This window comes from Streptomyces sp. NPDC005784, from assembly GCF_042871525.1.
GTDB lineage: Bacteria > Actinomycetota > Actinomycetes > Streptomycetales > Streptomycetaceae > Streptomyces.
In genome coordinates this window covers 615,572-631,876 of the sequence record NZ_JBIAIQ010000001.1, presented here as the reverse complement: position 1 = coordinate 631,876, position 16,305 = coordinate 615,572, and the positions used below count along the sequence as shown (strand labels likewise).

Below are 16,305 nucleotides of genomic sequence, written 5' to 3'. Positions count from 1 at the left end.
GGTTGTGAGGTCAGCGGCGGAACGCCGCGCGGAAGAGGCCGATCACGTCGTCGGTGCGGTCGGTGACCCGGCCGGACTCCAGAGCGTCCGCACGGGCCTCGTGCCGGTCCGCCGCAGCGTCACGACCGCGCTCACGCTGGACAGCGGCAATGCGTCGGTGCTCGGCAGCGGCCTTCTTCATGCGGTCCATGAACAGTCAGTCCTCTCGACTGATGGGGGTGAAGCGCTCTCGCGACTGCCCGCGCTCCCGTCCGTACGACCAGCGCACGTGGTGTGGGTCGGACGGGTGGGAGAGGCAGCCGGCCGCAGCGTCAGCGCTGCGAAGCCAGGGAGAACAAGGACCGGGAAGCGTCTACTGGCGTCTGTCGGCCGGTCCGTCTCGGCGGCGCCCCACGCTTTCGTTGACGCATCAAAACTCCTGCTGGTCGGGCAGATCAGGTCTGCGTGGAAGAGGGAGAAGCACTGCAAGGGGGACCTGCGTCCCCACACTCCGGCCGTTGCTCGCGGTCACCGGGCCACCTCGCCAGTACGGGCCGAAACCCTGTTCTGCCTGGCCTTAGCGGGCGGTCTTGCAGCGTGGCCGCCCTATCCGGCGCCGCTCCTCACTGAGGAGGAGTGGCGCCGCATCAACAGACTGGACCGGTGGACCGGTCCAGTCAAGCGATGAAAATGGAGTTGGATGGCGATGGGTGGAGTCTGCGCAGGTCAATCGACGTGACGAGGCATCAAAAAAGCTGGACCGGCGGACCGGTCCAGCTTGGTTTGCGGGTGCCTACATGGCGTAGGTGTCCACCTGCTCGAAGAGCGAGGAGGGAGTAACACCTTCCTCGCAGACCAGCGGACGACCTTCCTCGTCGTGTGCCGTATGGAGCAGCACGGCGACCGGGGTGGCGGCTGCTACGCCCAGGCGGTCCGCCTCCGCGTTCGTGGCGAGGCGCACGGTGGTGATGTCCACTCCCTCGACCGGGAACCGCCCGGTCTGCCGACGGACGTAGCGTGTCGTGCCCTCGGCGATGGGGGCAGTGTCGGCGAGGCGAGGCGCTGCCTCCGCGATCTCCGGAGGGAACCACGCCTCCACGCAGCTATTCGGGGTTCCGTCCGGGAGCTGGAGGACGCGGATGCGTCGGAGTGCCAGCACTCCGGGGGCAATCCCAAGCGCGACGGCGACGCGGGCGGGAGGCTCCGCCCAGTCGGGCGCACCGACGCGAAGGAACGGCATCCCGCCCAAGATGCGCGCCGACCCAGCGCGGCGGGCGCCGGCAGGGCGCGCCACGGGCGTCTCCGTGACGACGAAACCGGTGCCCTGCTTGGCCACCACCACGCCGTCGTTGCGCAGCACGTCCACGGCCTTGATGGCGGTGGCCCGTGACACGTCCCACTGCTCGGCCAGGTCGCGGCCGGATGGGATGGTGGCACCAGGGGCGAACTCACCAGCGGCGATGCGGGCGCGCAGAGACTCGGCGATCTCTTCGTACTTCAGGACGGCCATGGCTTCCTCTACTCCGCATGCTGGACTGGTCCACCGGTACACACGATACTGCGACCATGTCGAATCTCGAATTGGCACCCTCTGTGATGCGGTTCTACGGCGAGACAGTGAACGAGGACAGCCGCCTGCGTAGCTCGGCAGACGGACGTATGGAGTTGGTCCGGACTCAAGAGCTTCTCCGACGTTTCTTGCCCCCCGCGCCGGCGCGCGTGCTCGACGTGGGAGGGGGAACCGGGGTTCACGCTGAATGGCTTGTGAAGGACGGCTACGACGTCACGCTCGTGGATCCCGTGCCCCGTCATGTCGAGAGCGCAGCGGCCGTGTGCTCCGCGGTCGTGGGGGACGCGCGCGATCTGTGTGAGTCGGATGACAGTTTCGACGTGGTGCAGCTCCTTGGGCCGCTGTACCACCTGCCCGACCCCGGTGATCGGCGCAGGGCCCTGGCGGAAGCCCGCCGCGTGGTGAAGCCGGGCGGATTGGTTGCGGCGGCTGCAATCAACCGTTACGCCTCGCTCTTTGAGCACGTCACATACGCCCACCTGCACACCGAACGAATTCGTGACTCCGTCTCCAAGATCCTTGAGACGTCCGTCTATGACGGTGTCCGAGGGTTCACCCTGTCCTACTTCCATCGCGCTGAAGAGCTTGTGGCGGAGCTGGTGGCTTCCGGGCTGACGGACGTACAGGTCTTCGGGATCGAGGGGCCCGCATGGTCGCTCGTTAAAGCGACCGAGCAACAGCCGGGCGGGGGGCCCACGGATGAGTTGATTGCCTCCGCGCTGGAGGCGGCGCGCATGGCAGAGCCGTACCCGGAGTTGCTTGCTGCCAGTTCGCACCTACTGGCCGTGGGCCGGGCTCCCGCTGACATCAGCGGCTGACATCGGCGTTGGCGAACCCCGCCCTGAGCACGTTGAGGGTGTGCGGATCGCGGACCCGGCTTCGGGGCCCGTCGGCCGCAGCGACGTTCTTGGAAGCCGTTGCAGTCCGAGTGCGGTCCTACTTTCCCTGCTGCATCAAGCCGGCTGCGCTCCGCTCCGCCGGGCGCGCTCCCGGCTCCGCCGCGGGCGCCGCTCCTGCCTTCGGCCCGCTCTGCCCGCGCTGCGCCGACGCGCGCCCACGAGGCCGACGCCGGGTCATGAGTCGATCACCGTAGCGAGCGGCCACGCTCAGAACAGCCTCCGGCGGGGGCGCTCAGGCTCCGAGATGGCGGGGGCGCCGTTCGCGAGTGCCGGCGGACAGTGGCGTGCGTGGGGTGCTCCCATCCCGTCTGCCATCGACCCAGGCAGAGCCGAGCAGACGCGGCCCATGGCGTCCAGGTCGTTCGTACAGTGGCGCGCTCCACCTGGACGCCATGAACCACGCCCGCTCCACGGTGTGTGGGCCGACGGCAGACGGGATGGGAGCTGGGGTGAGTGGTGGGTGAAGGAGGGAGGCACGCAGGCGACACTTGGGCCGTGACAATCAACGACGGCAGCGAGGCAATCGATCCCTGGGCACTCCTCCTGGAGACGGACTGGAGCAGCGTCGACCACTGTTGCCCTAACACAGCCCCGGCGACCCCCGTCGTTCTGGCAGGGCTACTGGATGACGACGAGGATGTTCAGCGGACCGCCCTACGCGACCTCGGCCAGCTCGTTACCCACGGGAACAGCATCTATGGCGCCACCGCCCCGGCCGCTCGCTTCGTTATCGCCGTCCTCGGCCACTCCCGAACAATGACCTTGGGGGTTTACTTCCACGAGGAGCGCCGCCGGCCTATGCGCGCGGCGCTCCTGCAATGGCTAGGTGACCTCGCCTTCGACGCGACCTACGACGAAGACGGCCCGGGAGAACCGGATGACGTCGCCGCGGTGCGTGCCATCCTCCCGCTGATCTACGAGGCGGCGCGACCGTACCTTTTCGATGCGCACCTTCTGATCCGGGAAGCTGCGGTGCACGCAGCCGCGATGACTCTCGTCGCGCCTGAGCTGGCCGTACACATCCCAGAGTTCGTGCCGCTGGTACGCAGCACGCTAAGCGCCAGCGAGTACCGGGGATACCGATACCTTGCTAAGCGGTGCCTCGTGACCTGGGGTGTGGAGCCCGGCCCCCTACCCGACTCGCGGATCTCAGGTCCCGAAGACGGCTACTCAGATGACCCGCCATTCTGAAAACCGGTGATCGGCGAGATAGCCGTACTTGTCAAGACCGCGTACGGCGGTTGACACCAGCGCCTGACACCAACAAGTGCGAACAGCAGCGGTCAACGTCGGACCTCAGATCACGATCTCCCGAGGGGTAGGAGCGGTTGACCGACGTCGACGGTCCCCGGTGATTGACCTGATAAGGAAGCGGACCAAGCGCAAAGCGTCCGTGTGCAGCCCGCATCAGCCTTCGGCGTCGTGGTAGTAGACCGTAAGACTTGGCCGATAGCCGTCCGCGGTGATCTCCGTATGCATGACGAGATCCTGAACCTCGACCAAGCCAAGGTCTTCAATGGAGTCTGCGACTCTACGGAGGAGCGCAGGTACGTCATCCTGCCCGGTTCCCTCCGGGTTGGCCTGGGAGAAGTGTTTGATCGTCCACGATTCCATGTGCCCATGATCGCGCAAGCGCCAGTCGTCGATGCTGTCCCGTCCAGGCGGACCATCTAGGGGTGCCGTACAGCAGCGAAGTACAGCAACCTCCACGCCTCCGAACGACCGTCACCAGGCCCAAGCAGCCGACTGACGTGCCTGACAGACCTCAGTGACCGCCCCGCCCATAGTTCGCATCTAGAGGGTCAGTGCCATCACGGGCCCGTCAGCCGCGACCTGTTGGCTTGCCTGAGCCATTGAGACTCCGCCGACCTTCACAGGCACGGTGGCCAAACTCAGCCAGCACCCGGCGGGTCTGCTTCTGTTGGTGCGCCACGGCCTACGGTCAACGACCAACGCACGGTTGAGGACGCCTCGACGGACACGACTCCGCTGCGCTCCACCCCGGACAGGGCCACCTCATTGGAGACGGTGCTGACCTGTTCAGCGTTGCACTCCAGGGGGAAGGAGACGTCCACTGGCCGCACCGCCACCGTGATCTTCCCCTCGCCCTGGCAGCTCGCCGCGATGGTGAGAGCGCCACCTTTCCTGCCCTTGCTGTAGGGAATGCTGGCGTTCCCTGTGGTCACCTTCTGGCGGCCGGCGAGTGATGCCCCAGAGTCCAACTCCGGCGGCTTCAGCCGGGAGGGCTGCGCGGTGCCGGGCACTGTGCCGACCGTTGCCGGGGCTGGCGTCGCGGAGCTTTGGGGCCGCGTGGGTTGCCCGGCGTCCGAATGATCCGTCGTGCACGCGGCGACGGACAGGAGTACCGCGGCGCACGCGATGCCCATCAGCGCACGGGTTCGGCAAGACATATCAGCTCTCCGAGACAGCTCAGTCGACGCAATGCGACGTGTGGATGATGACCTTGCGCTCACTGTCCGGCAGGCAGCTGTCGAGATCATGTCAGCGCTCCTGGCGAACCACCGGCCTTCACGTCCTTTCTGAGCAAAACCTGAGCTATCGGGTCTGCTGCAGGTTTGGGCTCATCGGGGGTGCCGGCCGTCAGGCGAGCGCGCCAAAGCCGGGCCGTCTCTGGGCCGTCCGAGGCTGCTCAACAGCGGCCAATGACGACCAACGATGACGACCAGGCGCACGAGCCCACCGTCCCTGAGCTGGAGAGAAGCAGGTCACCAAGATCCCCGGCAAGACCCAGGGCAAGAAGAAGCAACCCTGTTTGATCAAGTACGCTGCCAGTGGATTGCTCGCCTGCGGGAAATTTTGAGCGGCCCAGACTTGTGGGAGCGCCCCTGCCTCTGCGCGTTCAGCTGTGAAGAGTTCCATACCCAGATCTTGAGAATCGGGCAAGCCACCCCGCGGAGGCTATGAATGCGCTTGTATCATCTGACGAAACCTGCGCCAGGTTGTTGACCTCAAGTTCTTTCGCATATCGCCTTATTTCGTCGCGACTCCCGAATCCGAATAGCGCGAAATCTTCGAACTGGCAATTTCCGCCATTGTCGGCCATGCCATCCAAGAGTCCCCAACTCGCCAAAGAAACTCTTTCCTTTGCACTGTATTCGTCCGAAAGTTGTGCCAGCCAAGACTGCAAGAGCTCAAGATGCTCCCTGTCTCCTGCATCGATTATTCCTTCGTCGTGCAGCCAGAAGCTGAAATCTTCGCAAGCCTGGAGAGTATCTCTGAGATTGCACCTCAGAACCTCGTAAAGGTACTGAAAACCGATCGGCCCAACTGGAGGCGATCCCCTCAATGAAAACTCATCGATCCGGACCTCAAGGGCTCTTATCGCGTCATCCATGGACAAAGGTTCAACTTTTATAGGTTGACACAAACGACCTTGGAGTCGTGGGGATGCAACCGCCGTGCGCACCACGCCCTGGGCCCCGCAGATTATCCACCTTAGGCCCGGCTCGGCGAAGACCGTATCCCGAATTTCCTCAAGTACCTGCCGCGCCGAATTCGAGTTGATAAGAAGTTCTAGGTTATCCAAGACGCAGACGAAGTATCCACATCCAGGTGGGTCGAAGCACTGCCTCACCCAAGTGCGAACGGTGTTGGCCAGGCCGGATTCAGCGAACGCAGCATTCGAAGACTCACCCCTCCCTCCAGAAAAGCCAAAGCCGGGGAGGTTAATTCCCCCGGAGATCGACTTTATGATAGGTGAATTCATCCACTTGTCAACCTCTTTCACTTTCGGGGCGCGATACCCCCAGGACCGCAAGTCATCGTAATATCGAATAAATGACTCCGCAATTGCTCGATAGACTTTAGCCTCCAGTAGATCCGTGCCACCTTTTGTGGCGATCTGGAACTTTTCATCGACTGGAAGCATAATAGGAATGCGAGCTTTGTCGCTATTCCTCTTCATTCGGTAGCTTGCTACTGTCATCAAGCTAGTCTTTCCAACGCCAGCCTCGCCTTCGATCGTCACGTGGCTTGACGATGAAGACAGTCGATTAATAAGGCGACGTACGTGACCTTCTCGCCCCACCAGTAGCCTTTCCCCGATTGCCGTAGGGGGAAGGGAATTGGTATTGTAGGGGCTTTGAGTGAAGCCCAGATCTGTCCAAATTTCCATGACGCGTCGACCTGCCTGTCATTGAAAGCGTCAATAGCAACACGGCACTGGTCTTCTTATTGTCGACCATGCGGGGAAGGTCTTCCAGTCCAGCATCAGGAACTGGGCGCCGCCATGATCAGCTTCTCAAGCAGAGGTCCTCTGCTGAAGGTGGGGACCTTGATGTCCCTCTGTCCAGCAGAGAAGCAGGTGCCTCAAGGGCCCTCTGAAACCGTTGCAGCACAGCAGCAAAGTACAGCTACCTTCACAACCGCAGCCAACTGTCAGCGGTCCTCAACGGCCGACTGGCCAGCCTTCCGGACCTCAATGATCGACCAGCCGAGAGTTCGGGACGAAGAGGTCGTACCAGAACCGTGCCAGATCGTGCGGGGAACCACGGGGAATGGCGGGGACCAGGTCGTCGGTCGGTTGACTGCCGTAAGCGCTCCGCTGCAGGTCAGCCCAACAACTGCCCGGAAAGAACCCAAGCTTCCCAAGCTGAGGGTTCCCGCAACTGCTCGCGTACCCCGCGGAGTCAGGTCAGAGAAGGTCCTGCCAGAAGGGAACCGTTGCTCGCGGGCCCCAGCTCTCATCGACATCGCCCCGCGCCTCGTCGAACTCCTGGTGTATGTAGTCAACCAGGTCCAGCCCGTAATAGATGATGTCGGTCTGCCACATGGAGAGCACCGGATGCCCGAAGCTCACCCGACCGGCGGGCACGTACCGGTGGGCGTATACGGGCACCAGCACCGGCACTTCCAGCAGATGACGCCGCGCCGCTTTCAGCGCTGCCGTCCCGTTGGCTGGACGCTCACCCCAGCTCTCATGCCAGAACCCGTTGTGTTCAACGGAGAGCAGAACACCCTCGACCGGCCAGGCGAGCTGTCGGCGCAAGCTGTCCAAATCGCCGCCGCGCCACTCCGGCCAGGGCCTGGACCAGGTCTGCCCGTCCTCGGGAGGGACGTTGATCGGAAGGCCAGCCGCAAGGAATGCTCGGTGATCGTCCGCGAACTCGAAGCCGTACTGGTGCTCGATGCGCTCGAACTCAGCGCCTGTCAGACCCGGCTCGAACTCGTAGAGGCCCGTCTCTGCCAGACGACGTGCGGCCTCCGCACCCAGACGTACACCCTCGCTGCTGATCACCGGCGCACGCTAACGCCTCCCGGCGCTCGAAGTCATCCGAGTTGTGCGCGCTCCGTCTCAATGACCGATCTCGGTAGGACTACGGATCAGGAGGCTTCTGACATCCAAGGCTGACATCAACGACGCCGGACAGGGACGTACACCAGCGTCCCTGTCCGACCGCCGCATCAAGCGACGGCAGCAGCCAGAACAGAAACGGACCGAACTTACAAGGCGGATGTCGGCGGTTCGAAACCGTCGGCGCCCACCAGTCTCAGGACACGAACAAGGCCCAGGTCAGACGGTGTGAAAGCGGCGATCTGGGCGTCTGTCGTTTTAGGTCGTTTGGGGCCGTCGTGCCACTTACGCGAGGAGTTGCGCGCAGCGGCATAAGGAGAACACTCAACACCGTTGTCCTAGAAGCGCAGGGCCCCTCAGTCAGGTGCCGCGGCTCTGCTCCTGGACGGCCTTCATAAGGTCCTCGATGGCGGACTGGGTGTCGCGGTCACGCCCCTCGTCAATCGCTCCGAGAGCGGCGGCCGCGGCCTCACGAATGTGATGGGGAAGCCCGTCGGCGGCCGTGAGTTGGTAGGCGGCCTTGCGGCGCGCCATGCGCTCGGCGGCGTCTACTGCGTCGGGGCCGGACAGCGGAAAGACGGAGGCCCTGTATGCGGATATCCCCAGCACCATCATGTCCGCGATGCCGTCGGCGTACCCGAGCGCGGCGGCCTTCCCCTGGCCTTCCCGAATGGTTGCGACGATGCGACGGCGGGACAGGGCCGTGCCCACGGCGGCGCCGCCTCCCACGGAAAGGCCGCAGGTGACGGAGAGGAACGGTCCGCCCCAGGCGAAGCCGGTGAATCCTCCGAGGACCGCGAGCGCGACCGTCCATGCGGCGGCTGTCCGGGAGCTTATTTGCTCGGGCGTGGTGTCCATGGTGGCAGTGTGCCAGCCGGGACGGACAGCCCGGTACGGGATGGCCCGCCGGTCTCGGATCTTGAGCAGTTAGGCCCGGAGGGCAAGCCGCACGGGCCGTTGTCGTTCACGCCCGTGCCACAGCCGTGCCACATCGGGCGGTCAGCCACGGTCAACGACGGTTCATCGCAGTCGACATGACCTGCTGAGCTGGGGACTCCTCAAACCTGACTTGACCTGCACACCCTCGATGACCCTGACCACCAGGCTCCTAAAGCGGTGCTCTCCGCTCAGAACGAGGCTGTGAAGCCGGCGGACTGGTCGAGGTGGAACGCGGAGCCCGGAGCCGTCGGAGCCCAACCCTCACGCCAGGCGAGCTTAATAGCCGCTACAACACCGGACGGCAGTACAGGCTCAGCTTCGCGACCGATCCAGTTGCTCGGATGCGGCTGGTTGGTGGTGACCACGAGCGTCGTGCCTGGGGTGGCCGCATGCTCGACCGCGAACGTGCACGGCGACCAGGCCAGACCTTGGAAGTAAGTCGGCCTGCCTCGCAGCCGCCAGCGGTAGGCCGTGCCGTCGACAACGATCCGTCGTGACCCCTTGCGAACCAACGCCATGGCTCCCCCCTTCAACAGCAACGATGCTAGCGAGCTCAGCCCCGCCCGCCGTCTCAGTTTCCGTCTCATTCAGCGCCGTTCACGGCCGTTCAGACGAGACCGTAGCCCGTCGCTGCTCCCGCGACCGACCGGCCATGAACGCAGGTGAACGACCCCGTCCGAGGCGCCCAAGACCGCCACCACAGTTGGAAAGCGTGTTGGCAGTGCCTGACTTGGGCCAACGGCCCCCCACCGTAGGCGACACGTGATCAGCTTGTGGTGTGGAAGCCATCAGCGCCAGCGCCATAGCCGTCCTGGGCACCTTGCTTGGCTCAGGGATCACCCTTGCATTTCAGCGGCGCACCGTCGAGAAGGGCCACGAGTTCACACGCCGCGAGAGACTCCGACAGGAGCGGCTCGATGCCTACTCGGCCTACGCCGGCGCCCTGGTCAACTACCGGCGATGTCTGGTGCACCTGTGGTTCTGCATCCACGAGCAGCCGCCGCCCGAGGATGCAGACGAGGTTCGAATACGCGCGTACGACCTCCGATCAAGCGCCCAAGAGGCCTTGTTCCGGGTTCAGATGCTCACAGATGACGAGGCTCTGAGCCAGTCCGCGGAAGCCGTACTCACTGCCATGACGGGCCTCTACAAGACCGATAGCCGAAGCGAACTCGACGAGCGCAGAGACCACACCCGTGATGCCATCAGCCACTTGGTGCGCGCGGCCAAGCAGCGTCTCTGACCCACTCAGCCAGTGTTCCCGCGCAGTCATGCCGAGACGAGACCTACCCGCTGGCGACGCCGCGCACCACAACCGCACCAGAAGGAGTGGGAAACCGCGGGGACTCACGGTGAAGGCAACCGGGCCCGTGGGAGCCAGACGCCAGGCGTTCGGCCAGGTCAGCGCTCGGAACACGCCTTTGAGTACCGCAGCTTCCCAAGCTGAGGGCTCCGGCGTTGTGGTCACGCCTCACGTGTGTCCGCACTCCGCCCGAGGCCGGCCTGAGAACTACTACGTTCTCCATGGTCAACGAGTTCTGATCATCAGGTAGCCTGCCGGTTCGCCTAATTGGAACAGTAAGCACACTGGTGGGAACCGTGAACGTCCGTACTCAAATACACCTCTTGATCCTGTTTGCTGTCGGCTTCGGCCTGTTTTTCGGCGGCCTGACGTTGGGAGGGGCACCACTCGGTCTGCTGGGCTTCGTGATCTTCTTTTTTGTTCTTCAGCCGTTGATTTGGGCGCTACTTCCGGTTTCCTTCCTCATGGCCCCGAAGGGGGCGCAAGCGACCTGCGCCCTGTACCGCGGCTGGGCCGCAAAACTGACCGCTCGCCTCGGGCTGGGAGCCTCCCGCACGGTCGAGGCCGACGCCGCGAGGCTTCGGCAAGGAGTGCGTCTCGGCATGCTCTCGCTTGGCCTGCGCGACGGCAGTCAGACCCTCGGCCACGTGCTCCTGCACCAGTCCTCGGACGGCGAGGTCTGTCTGGCCTGGCGCAAGCGCGGGAAGGGCAGTACTGACCAGCCGATTAACCTTCAGGGCCCGGTAGCCGCACGTCGGGAGCGCCAGCAGCAGAATGGCGCACAGGCCCGAATGGGGTACACCGTAGCTGTGGATCTCGGCACCGAGTCCTACTGGCTACGCCCCCACGACGCTGCTCTGCTCGAGCTCCTTCTCGGGAACGGCGCGTCAGTTACCTCTGACGTCTCCATTTGACGTCGCCAATGGCTCCGCGGCTGCCCGGGACGGCTCAGGCGATAACGCACGGGCCGGCCAAGCTGCCGCATATTCGTGGATTGGCACCTGAGCGAAGGAGCATCGTTCGTCTCTGATCAGCGCCACGCCGGAAGTCGCAACGGCCTCCGAAGTCGCGCCTGATCGGCGGTGGCTGACATCCACGGCTGACATCAACGTCGTCGGACGGTGACGGGTTCGCACGGTCCGGATTGGACAGGGTGCAGGCACGAGATCCAGGTTTCGGCAGGTGTTGTCGAGCCTGCATCGAACTTACAAGGCGGATGTCGGCGGTTCGAAACCGTCCGCGCCCACCAGTCTCAGGGCACGAACAAGGCCCAGGTCAGCCGGTGTGAATCCGGATGCCTGGGCCTTGATCTTTCTCGGCAGCTCGGGGCCGCTGAGCCACACCTGCCAGATGGGTCTTGGGGAGGCCGCTTCATCTTCTTGATCTGGCCGTGGAGCGCGCCACTGTACGAACGACCTGGACGCCAGGAACCACGTCTGCTCGGCTCTGCCTGGGCTGAAGGCGGACGGGATGGGAGCCCCCCCGCTCGCCACACCACGTATCGACTACTAGCGGTTTTTGGGTTACCTAGCAGGCCGTTCCTGATGGTGCGATCGGTTCGGTGCCGAAACTCCATCCCCGGGTTGTTGACGTTGAACCGCATACGGGACCGGCATGCGTCCGTCAGTAGTCAGTGAGGTCCACGATCACATCGCAATGCGGATCGTCGGAAGGTTTATGTAGATGTTCGTTTGCGAGGAACGCGGGGGAAACCATGGCACCGAGCAGGCCGGGCCCTGTATGGCTGATCAGCACGTCCACACCGTACGTACGATCCCGCTCAGGTGAACGGAAATAGAGGCGCATACCGTCGTCACCCGTGATGACCGCCCCGATGAAGAGCGGCTTCCACGACACATGCATCGTGATGAAGGAGCGAACGAGATCGAGTAGACGGGACGTGGCCGCCTGCTCGATGTCTGGTTCAGGAGAGTTCACAGCCTGGCCCATGCCGGACATTTGTTTCCCCGCTGATTGTGGCAGTACGCCGTGATGACGCCGATTTTCTGACCGCGACCGGCATTGTAGTGGCCGTCCGGGGTCTTCTGCGTGTACTGCACGACAACGGTGATCTTCACCTGCCTCGGCCTCGGCCCCGTCTCGATCTCGACAGCGTCGTACTCAAGGTGACCGTGGTGATCGTTCCGGTCCACTCGGCCGTGCAGGGCCGCGTACAGGGTGGAGCACTTCTTGATGTTGTGACGACCCGTGAAGTGATACCAGCCCAGCTCCGAGTTGCCGTAGCGGGTGACGATGTGCCTGCCCTCCGGATCGTCCGTCTGACACTTGACCCGCTGGTCCCACGGGTGCGGTACTACAGGCATCGGAGCAGCGCTGGATGTCCCTGCCATGAGCGAAGCGCCGAATGTGACGGCGGCAGCGAGCGTCATGATTTTCTTCATGAAGACGATCGCATCATCAACCCCCAACAATCAACAGGCGTCTATCGGACAAATGGTCGGATCGAGCAAAGACTGCTTCTCGTCTGAATTTCAACTGTCGGCAATGCAGAATCGCAGCAGCGCAAAGCGCGGACGAGTGCGGACCATCGCGGGATGTGAAAGGCGCACTGGCCCGAGGGCAAGCGCTGATCCGAGTTACTTCGAGACGAACCAGTCTCCGTGCCACAGCCGTGCCACATCGTGCGGTCAGCCACGGTCAACGACGGTTCGCCGCAGTCGAGATGCACCATTCATCTTGGCTGCCGCGACAGCCGGAGCGACCTGGGGAACTCCTCTGCCGGGCACGGCCGCCCTTACAAGGCGGTGGTTCGGTAGTCGACGGTCTGCTCGTATCCGTCTTGAAGGCTGGGCCGTCTGTGGGCCGTCGGAGGGCGGCCCACAGTGACCAACAACGACCGTGGGTGGCCGCTCAATCGCAGGTCATCGCCATAGCAGCGTGGATCGTTCGAGGCCCGTTCGGCGTCGCACAAGTTCCTGCGCAACAAGAAGGCGGAGTGGGAGGAGTACCGCTCCGAGGTCACCGCCTTCGAGCTGCGGAAGAGTCTGCCGGTGTTGTAGGGCGGGTCAGGGCAGGGTTCCTGCTCGATCCGGTGGACGGGGTCGACGGTCGCGGACCGTCGGCCCCGACGCGTCTCACCGCCCCTGGGCCGCCTCCGGGCCGGTCGTCGCTGCCGGTCCGGGACGGGCAGCGGGCCCGGACCACTCGTCGTGGTCCGGGCCCGCTGCCTGCGTTCAGCCTTGGTGTCGTCAGACGGTGGGGACTCCGCCGACGCTCGGCACCTCGGACAGCGCCTTCTTGATGGTGACCTTCGCGAAGTAGCCGGCGCCGAAGAATATGCACTGGATGACGTACCAGAACTTCTCGGCACCGGTCATCTCGACCAGCCCGTACTCGCTCAGCGCCTTCTTGACCGGGACCTTCTGCATGTAGGCCGCACCGAAGTAGATGCAACCCAGGATGTACCAGAACTTCTCCGCCGAGGTGGTGGAGCCCTGACCGAGGTACTGACGTTCTGCCATGACGTTCTCTGCCTTCCGATGACCGTGGGACCCGGGGAAACGCGCCGATCCGGTCCCTTGCGGGCAGCCTCGGGCAGCAGTCGCGCACGCCTGGCGGCATGCTGAAGCTCGAGTTGAGATGGCGTGGGTGATGCGCACGTGTCACGGTGCTGGTCGTCATGACGACCAGCCGCCCCCCGGATGTGCAAGCCGCAGCATAGAGCAAGATGCCTTGATCGTCACCTCGGGTATGCCGAGGTCAGGAGCACAGTTCGGACCCGTGCCGCGACGACTTCCGCGTGGGCCGTCGCGGCACGCACATCGGTCAACGACGAGGTTCCGGCGACGGGTTCAGCGACAGTCACCGACGGCTCCGGCATCACGGGCAGCACCGGCTTCGCGTCGGCCGGCACCTCGACGGGCGGGGTCCGGCCGTCCCGGGAGGCGCGTCCCTAGCGCACGTACGCGGGAGACACCGCCGCGGTGCTGACGCGCCGCGGCTTTCCCGTGCCGTCGGGCGGGAGGGTCCAGAGGTCGGCTCCGTAGTCGCCGGGGAGGGCGTAGACGAGGGTGTGGTCGTCGCGCCAGACCACCTGGTCGTCGACGCTGCGGGGTTCGGCGAGCGGGGTCTCGTGCCCGGTGCGCAGATCGAGGACGTACAGATGCCAAGGGGCGTCCTTGGGAAGGCCCTTGACGCGTTTCTTGAACGCGATACGGGTGCCGTCGGGGGAGAGGGACGGGCATTCGACGTTCGTGCGCAGGGTGGTGACGGCGTGGGTGACCAGGTCGCCGCGGACCAGGTGGGTCGTGCCGTGCGTGGCCATGGTCGCGTAGAACGTGCGGTCGTCGGCCGCGAACGTCACGCCCCAGAAGTTGACGTCGGCCGCGTGGTAGGTCCTGCCGTCCTTCACCACGCGGTACTCCTCCAGGGACGACGTCAGCTTCCCCGTGCGGGTGTCGACGATCGCCGCCCGGGTGGAGAAGTTCGTGCCCGCGTAGGAGTCGCCGCCGACGAACGCCGTCCAGGCCGCGTACCGTCCGCTCGGCGAGACGCGGGCGCGGGACGGGATGCCGGGCACGTCGTAGCGGGCCCTCACGCGCAGACCGGCGTCGAGGATCACCGCCCGGTAGGTGTCCTGGACCGTGCCGTGCACCGCCTGAAGGCACACCCCGGTGCCGGAAGCGGCGTAGAAGCGCAGGCACTTGACCCTGGACGCCGTGCGCGGGCCCGACGGGTCGGACGCCGGGACGGACGTCAGCTCGTCGCGGTGCGGGCCCCACGCCATGTTGCGGAACACCAGCCGCCGGGAGTCGGTCAGGGAGACGGGCCCCGCGGTGATCCGCGGGCCGCCCGGCTGGGCCTGGTTCCGGCGCTCCGCGCGGGCCGAGGCGTGCAGCACGGAGGCCGTCGCGACGCCCGCCAGGACGACCAGGGCGCAGACCAGGACCAGGATGCGGGTTCGCAGTGTCATGCGGGGCCTTCTGAGGGGGTGCGGCGGACGGGGCGCAGGCTCATCGAGAAGAGGGCGCACAGGGCGAGTGCCACGGCCGACGCCGTGAGTGCCGTACGGTCGCCCCACGCCGTCCAGGCCGCGCCGAAGGCGAGCGAGCAGACGAACCGGGCGAGCGCCTGCCCCGTCTGGACCAGCGCGAGCCCGGACGACCGCAGTTCCTTGGGCACGCTGTCCGAGGCCGCGGCCATGAGCACGCCGTCGGTCGCCGCGTAGAAGCCGCCGTGCAGGAACAGGACGGCGAACGGCAGAGCCGTGCCGTGCCAGGACGTGAGCAGCAGGGCGTACGCGAGGAGCAGCGCGCCGTGGCCGGCCAGGAACACCCGCCAGCGGCCGGCCCGGTCCGCGAGCCGGCCGAGCGGGACGGCCAGCAGCAGGAACGCGGCGGCCGTGCCGACGGGCAGCAGCGCGAACCAGCGGTCCGGCACCCCGAGCCTGCGCTGGAGCAGCAGGAACATGAATGAGTCGCTGACCGTGGCGAGGCCGAGCAGGAGTGCGCAGAGCGCGATACCGCGCAGCCCGGGGCGGCGCAGGAGGGCGAGGGCGGCGCGCAGGGTGGGGCGCGGCGCGGCGGGGTCGACGGGCTCGGCGGGCTCGGCGGGCACGTCGGCGTCTTCGGCCGTCGTACGCGGCCCCTGGGAGCCCCGGGGGCCCCGGGGGCCCCGCGCGGCCGGACCACCCGGCACGAACAGGACCAGGACCAGGACGCCCACGACGGCGACGCAGAAGCTCACCATGAACACCGCGTCGTAGCCGTCGACGGTCGCCCGGAGGATCAAAAAGGCGGCCAGCGGGCCCAGCAGGGCGCCCGCCGTGTCCATCGCGCGATGGACGCCGAAGGCGCGGCCGCGGGTCTCCGGGGTGCTCGACAGGGAGATCAGGGCGTCGCGCGGGGCCGTGCGCAGACCCTTGCCGGTGCGGTCGGCGGCGAGGACCAGGCCGATGGGGGTCAGGGTCTGTGCCACCAGGAGCAGCGGTTTGCAGGCGGCCGACAGGGCGTACCCGGCACCCGCCACCCACTTGTGACGGCCGCCGCCCCGGTCGGCGAGATGTCCCCCGACCAGGCGGACCAGCGCCGAGAAGCCGTTGTAGATCCCGTCGAGGAGTCCGAAGCCGAGGGGGGACAGGCCGAGGCCCGCCACCAGGTACAGGGGCAGGACCGCTGTCACCATCTCCGAGGAGACGTCGGTGATCAGGCTGACCGTGCCGAGCGCCAGCACCGTGGGCGCGACCGCGGCGAGGCGCCGCCCGGCTTGTGGCCGGGCGGCGCTTTCCGCGGACGCCGCCGGAGTCTCCGGTGTACCGGCGCGGCTGTCCGCTACGTACATG

General features: G+C 65.7%; 17 protein-coding genes and 1 pseudogene. 5 read left to right on the top strand and 13 right to left on the bottom strand.

Annotation, left to right across the window (positions count from 1 at the left end):
• Positions 1–10: 10 nt before the first annotated feature.
• Together ACFYR3_RS02745 and ACFYR3_RS02740 are read right to left on the bottom strand one after the other, a co-directional pair.
• Positions 11–190, bottom strand: a complete 180-nt coding sequence (locus ACFYR3_RS02745; RefSeq protein WP_389281175.1) for a hypothetical protein — start codon at positions 188–190, stop codon at positions 11–13.
• Positions 191–772: 582 nt separating this feature from the next.
• A complete protein-coding gene (locus ACFYR3_RS02740) occupies positions 773–1,489 on the bottom strand; it encodes a GntR family transcriptional regulator (protein WP_355845220.1) in 717 nt (238 codons plus the stop codon).
• A 56-nt stretch (positions 1,490–1,545) separates the two neighbouring features.
• On the opposite strand from ACFYR3_RS02740, the gene ACFYR3_RS02735 reads away from it, so the two are divergent.
• Entirely contained in the window at positions 1,546–2,367 is an 822-nt protein-coding gene (locus ACFYR3_RS02735; protein WP_355845223.1) for a methyltransferase domain-containing protein, read from the top strand.
• Positions 2,368–2,943: 576 nt separating this feature from the next.
• The gene (locus ACFYR3_RS02730; protein ID WP_355845226.1) at positions 2,944–3,639 is read left to right on the top strand and encodes a hypothetical protein; all 696 of its coding nucleotides are present in this window, start codon (positions 2,944–2,946) and stop codon (positions 3,637–3,639) included.
• 216 nt (positions 3,640–3,855) lie between these two features.
• On the opposite strand, the gene ACFYR3_RS02725 is transcribed toward ACFYR3_RS02730, so the two are convergent.
• The 6 genes from ACFYR3_RS02725 to ACFYR3_RS02700 all read right to left on the bottom strand — a co-directional run bounded on the left by ACFYR3_RS02725 (position 3,856) and on the right by ACFYR3_RS02700 (position 9,219).
• Positions 3,856–4,062 (bottom strand): hypothetical protein, encoded by a 207-nt coding sequence (locus ACFYR3_RS02725; RefSeq protein ID WP_389281172.1) that lies wholly within the window; start codon positions 4,060–4,062, stop codon positions 3,856–3,858.
• A gap of 278 nt (positions 4,063–4,340) precedes the next feature.
• Positions 4,341–4,712, bottom strand: coding sequence for a hypothetical protein (locus ACFYR3_RS02720; protein WP_389281170.1), 372 nt, complete (start codon positions 4,710–4,712; stop codon positions 4,341–4,343).
• 596 nt (positions 4,713–5,308) lie between these two features.
• Positions 5,309–6,436 (bottom strand): hypothetical protein, encoded by a 1,128-nt coding sequence (locus ACFYR3_RS02715; protein WP_355845232.1) that lies wholly within the window; start codon positions 6,434–6,436, stop codon positions 5,309–5,311.
• Positions 6,437–7,102: 666 nt separating this feature from the next.
• Positions 7,103–7,705, bottom strand: a complete 603-nt coding sequence (locus ACFYR3_RS02710) for a hypothetical protein (RefSeq protein WP_355845235.1) — start codon at positions 7,703–7,705, stop codon at positions 7,103–7,105.
• 417 nt (positions 7,706–8,122) lie between these two features.
• Entirely contained in the window at positions 8,123–8,620 is a 498-nt protein-coding gene (locus tag ACFYR3_RS02705) for a hypothetical protein (protein WP_355845238.1), read from the bottom strand.
• Positions 8,621–8,889: 269 nt separating this feature from the next.
• Positions 8,890–9,219, bottom strand: a complete 330-nt coding sequence (locus tag ACFYR3_RS02700) for a hypothetical protein (RefSeq protein ID WP_355845241.1) — start codon at positions 9,217–9,219, stop codon at positions 8,890–8,892.
• A 260-nt stretch (positions 9,220–9,479) separates the two neighbouring features.
• Here ACFYR3_RS02700 and ACFYR3_RS02695 point away from each other — a divergent pair, with 260 nt between their 5' ends.
• Both ACFYR3_RS02695 and ACFYR3_RS02690 read left to right on the top strand, forming a co-directional pair.
• On the top strand, positions 9,480–9,944 hold the full coding sequence (locus ACFYR3_RS02695; RefSeq protein WP_389281167.1) for a hypothetical protein: 465 nt from the start codon (positions 9,480–9,482) through the stop codon (positions 9,942–9,944).
• A gap of 383 nt (positions 9,945–10,327) precedes the next feature.
• The gene (locus tag ACFYR3_RS02690; RefSeq protein WP_355845247.1) at positions 10,328–10,918 is read left to right on the top strand and encodes a hypothetical protein; all 591 of its coding nucleotides are present in this window, start codon (positions 10,328–10,330) and stop codon (positions 10,916–10,918) included.
• Between the two features lie 709 nt (positions 10,919–11,627).
• Here the strand turns inward: ACFYR3_RS02690 and ACFYR3_RS02685 are convergent.
• Positions 11,628–11,963 carry a hypothetical protein gene (locus ACFYR3_RS02685; RefSeq protein WP_351543046.1) on the bottom strand — a complete coding sequence of 112 codons (336 nt, stop codon included), beginning with the start codon at positions 11,961–11,963 and terminating at the stop codon, positions 11,628–11,630.
• Positions 11,939–12,406 (bottom strand): hypothetical protein, encoded by a 468-nt coding sequence (locus ACFYR3_RS02680; protein WP_355845250.1) that lies wholly within the window; start codon positions 12,404–12,406, stop codon positions 11,939–11,941. Before ACFYR3_RS02680 ends, ACFYR3_RS02685 begins: the two co-directional genes overlap by 25 nt.
• Positions 12,407–12,937: 531 nt before the next feature.
• On the opposite strand from ACFYR3_RS02680, the pseudogene ACFYR3_RS02675 reads away from it, so the two are divergent.
• A pseudogene (locus tag ACFYR3_RS02675) lies at positions 12,938–13,024 on the top strand (glutamine synthetase); the annotation flags it as partial.
• A gap of 189 nt (positions 13,025–13,213) precedes the next feature.
• On the opposite strand, the gene ACFYR3_RS02670 reads toward ACFYR3_RS02675, so the two are convergent.
• The 3 genes from ACFYR3_RS02670 to ACFYR3_RS02660 form a co-directional block, all read right to left on the bottom strand.
• Complete coding sequence (locus ACFYR3_RS02670; protein ID WP_355845253.1) at positions 13,214–13,486, bottom strand: hypothetical protein; 273 nt, start codon at positions 13,484–13,486, stop codon at positions 13,214–13,216.
• 431 nt (positions 13,487–13,917) lie between these two features.
• On the bottom strand, positions 13,918–14,937 hold the full coding sequence (locus ACFYR3_RS02665; RefSeq protein ID WP_389281164.1) for a TolB family protein: 1,020 nt from the start codon (positions 14,935–14,937) through the stop codon (positions 13,918–13,920).
• Entirely contained in the window at positions 14,934–16,304 is a 1,371-nt protein-coding gene (locus ACFYR3_RS02660) for an MFS transporter (RefSeq protein ID WP_389281162.1), read from the bottom strand. The genes ACFYR3_RS02665 and ACFYR3_RS02660 overlap by 4 nt, the downstream gene beginning before the upstream one ends.
• Position 16,305 lies beyond the last annotated feature (1 nt).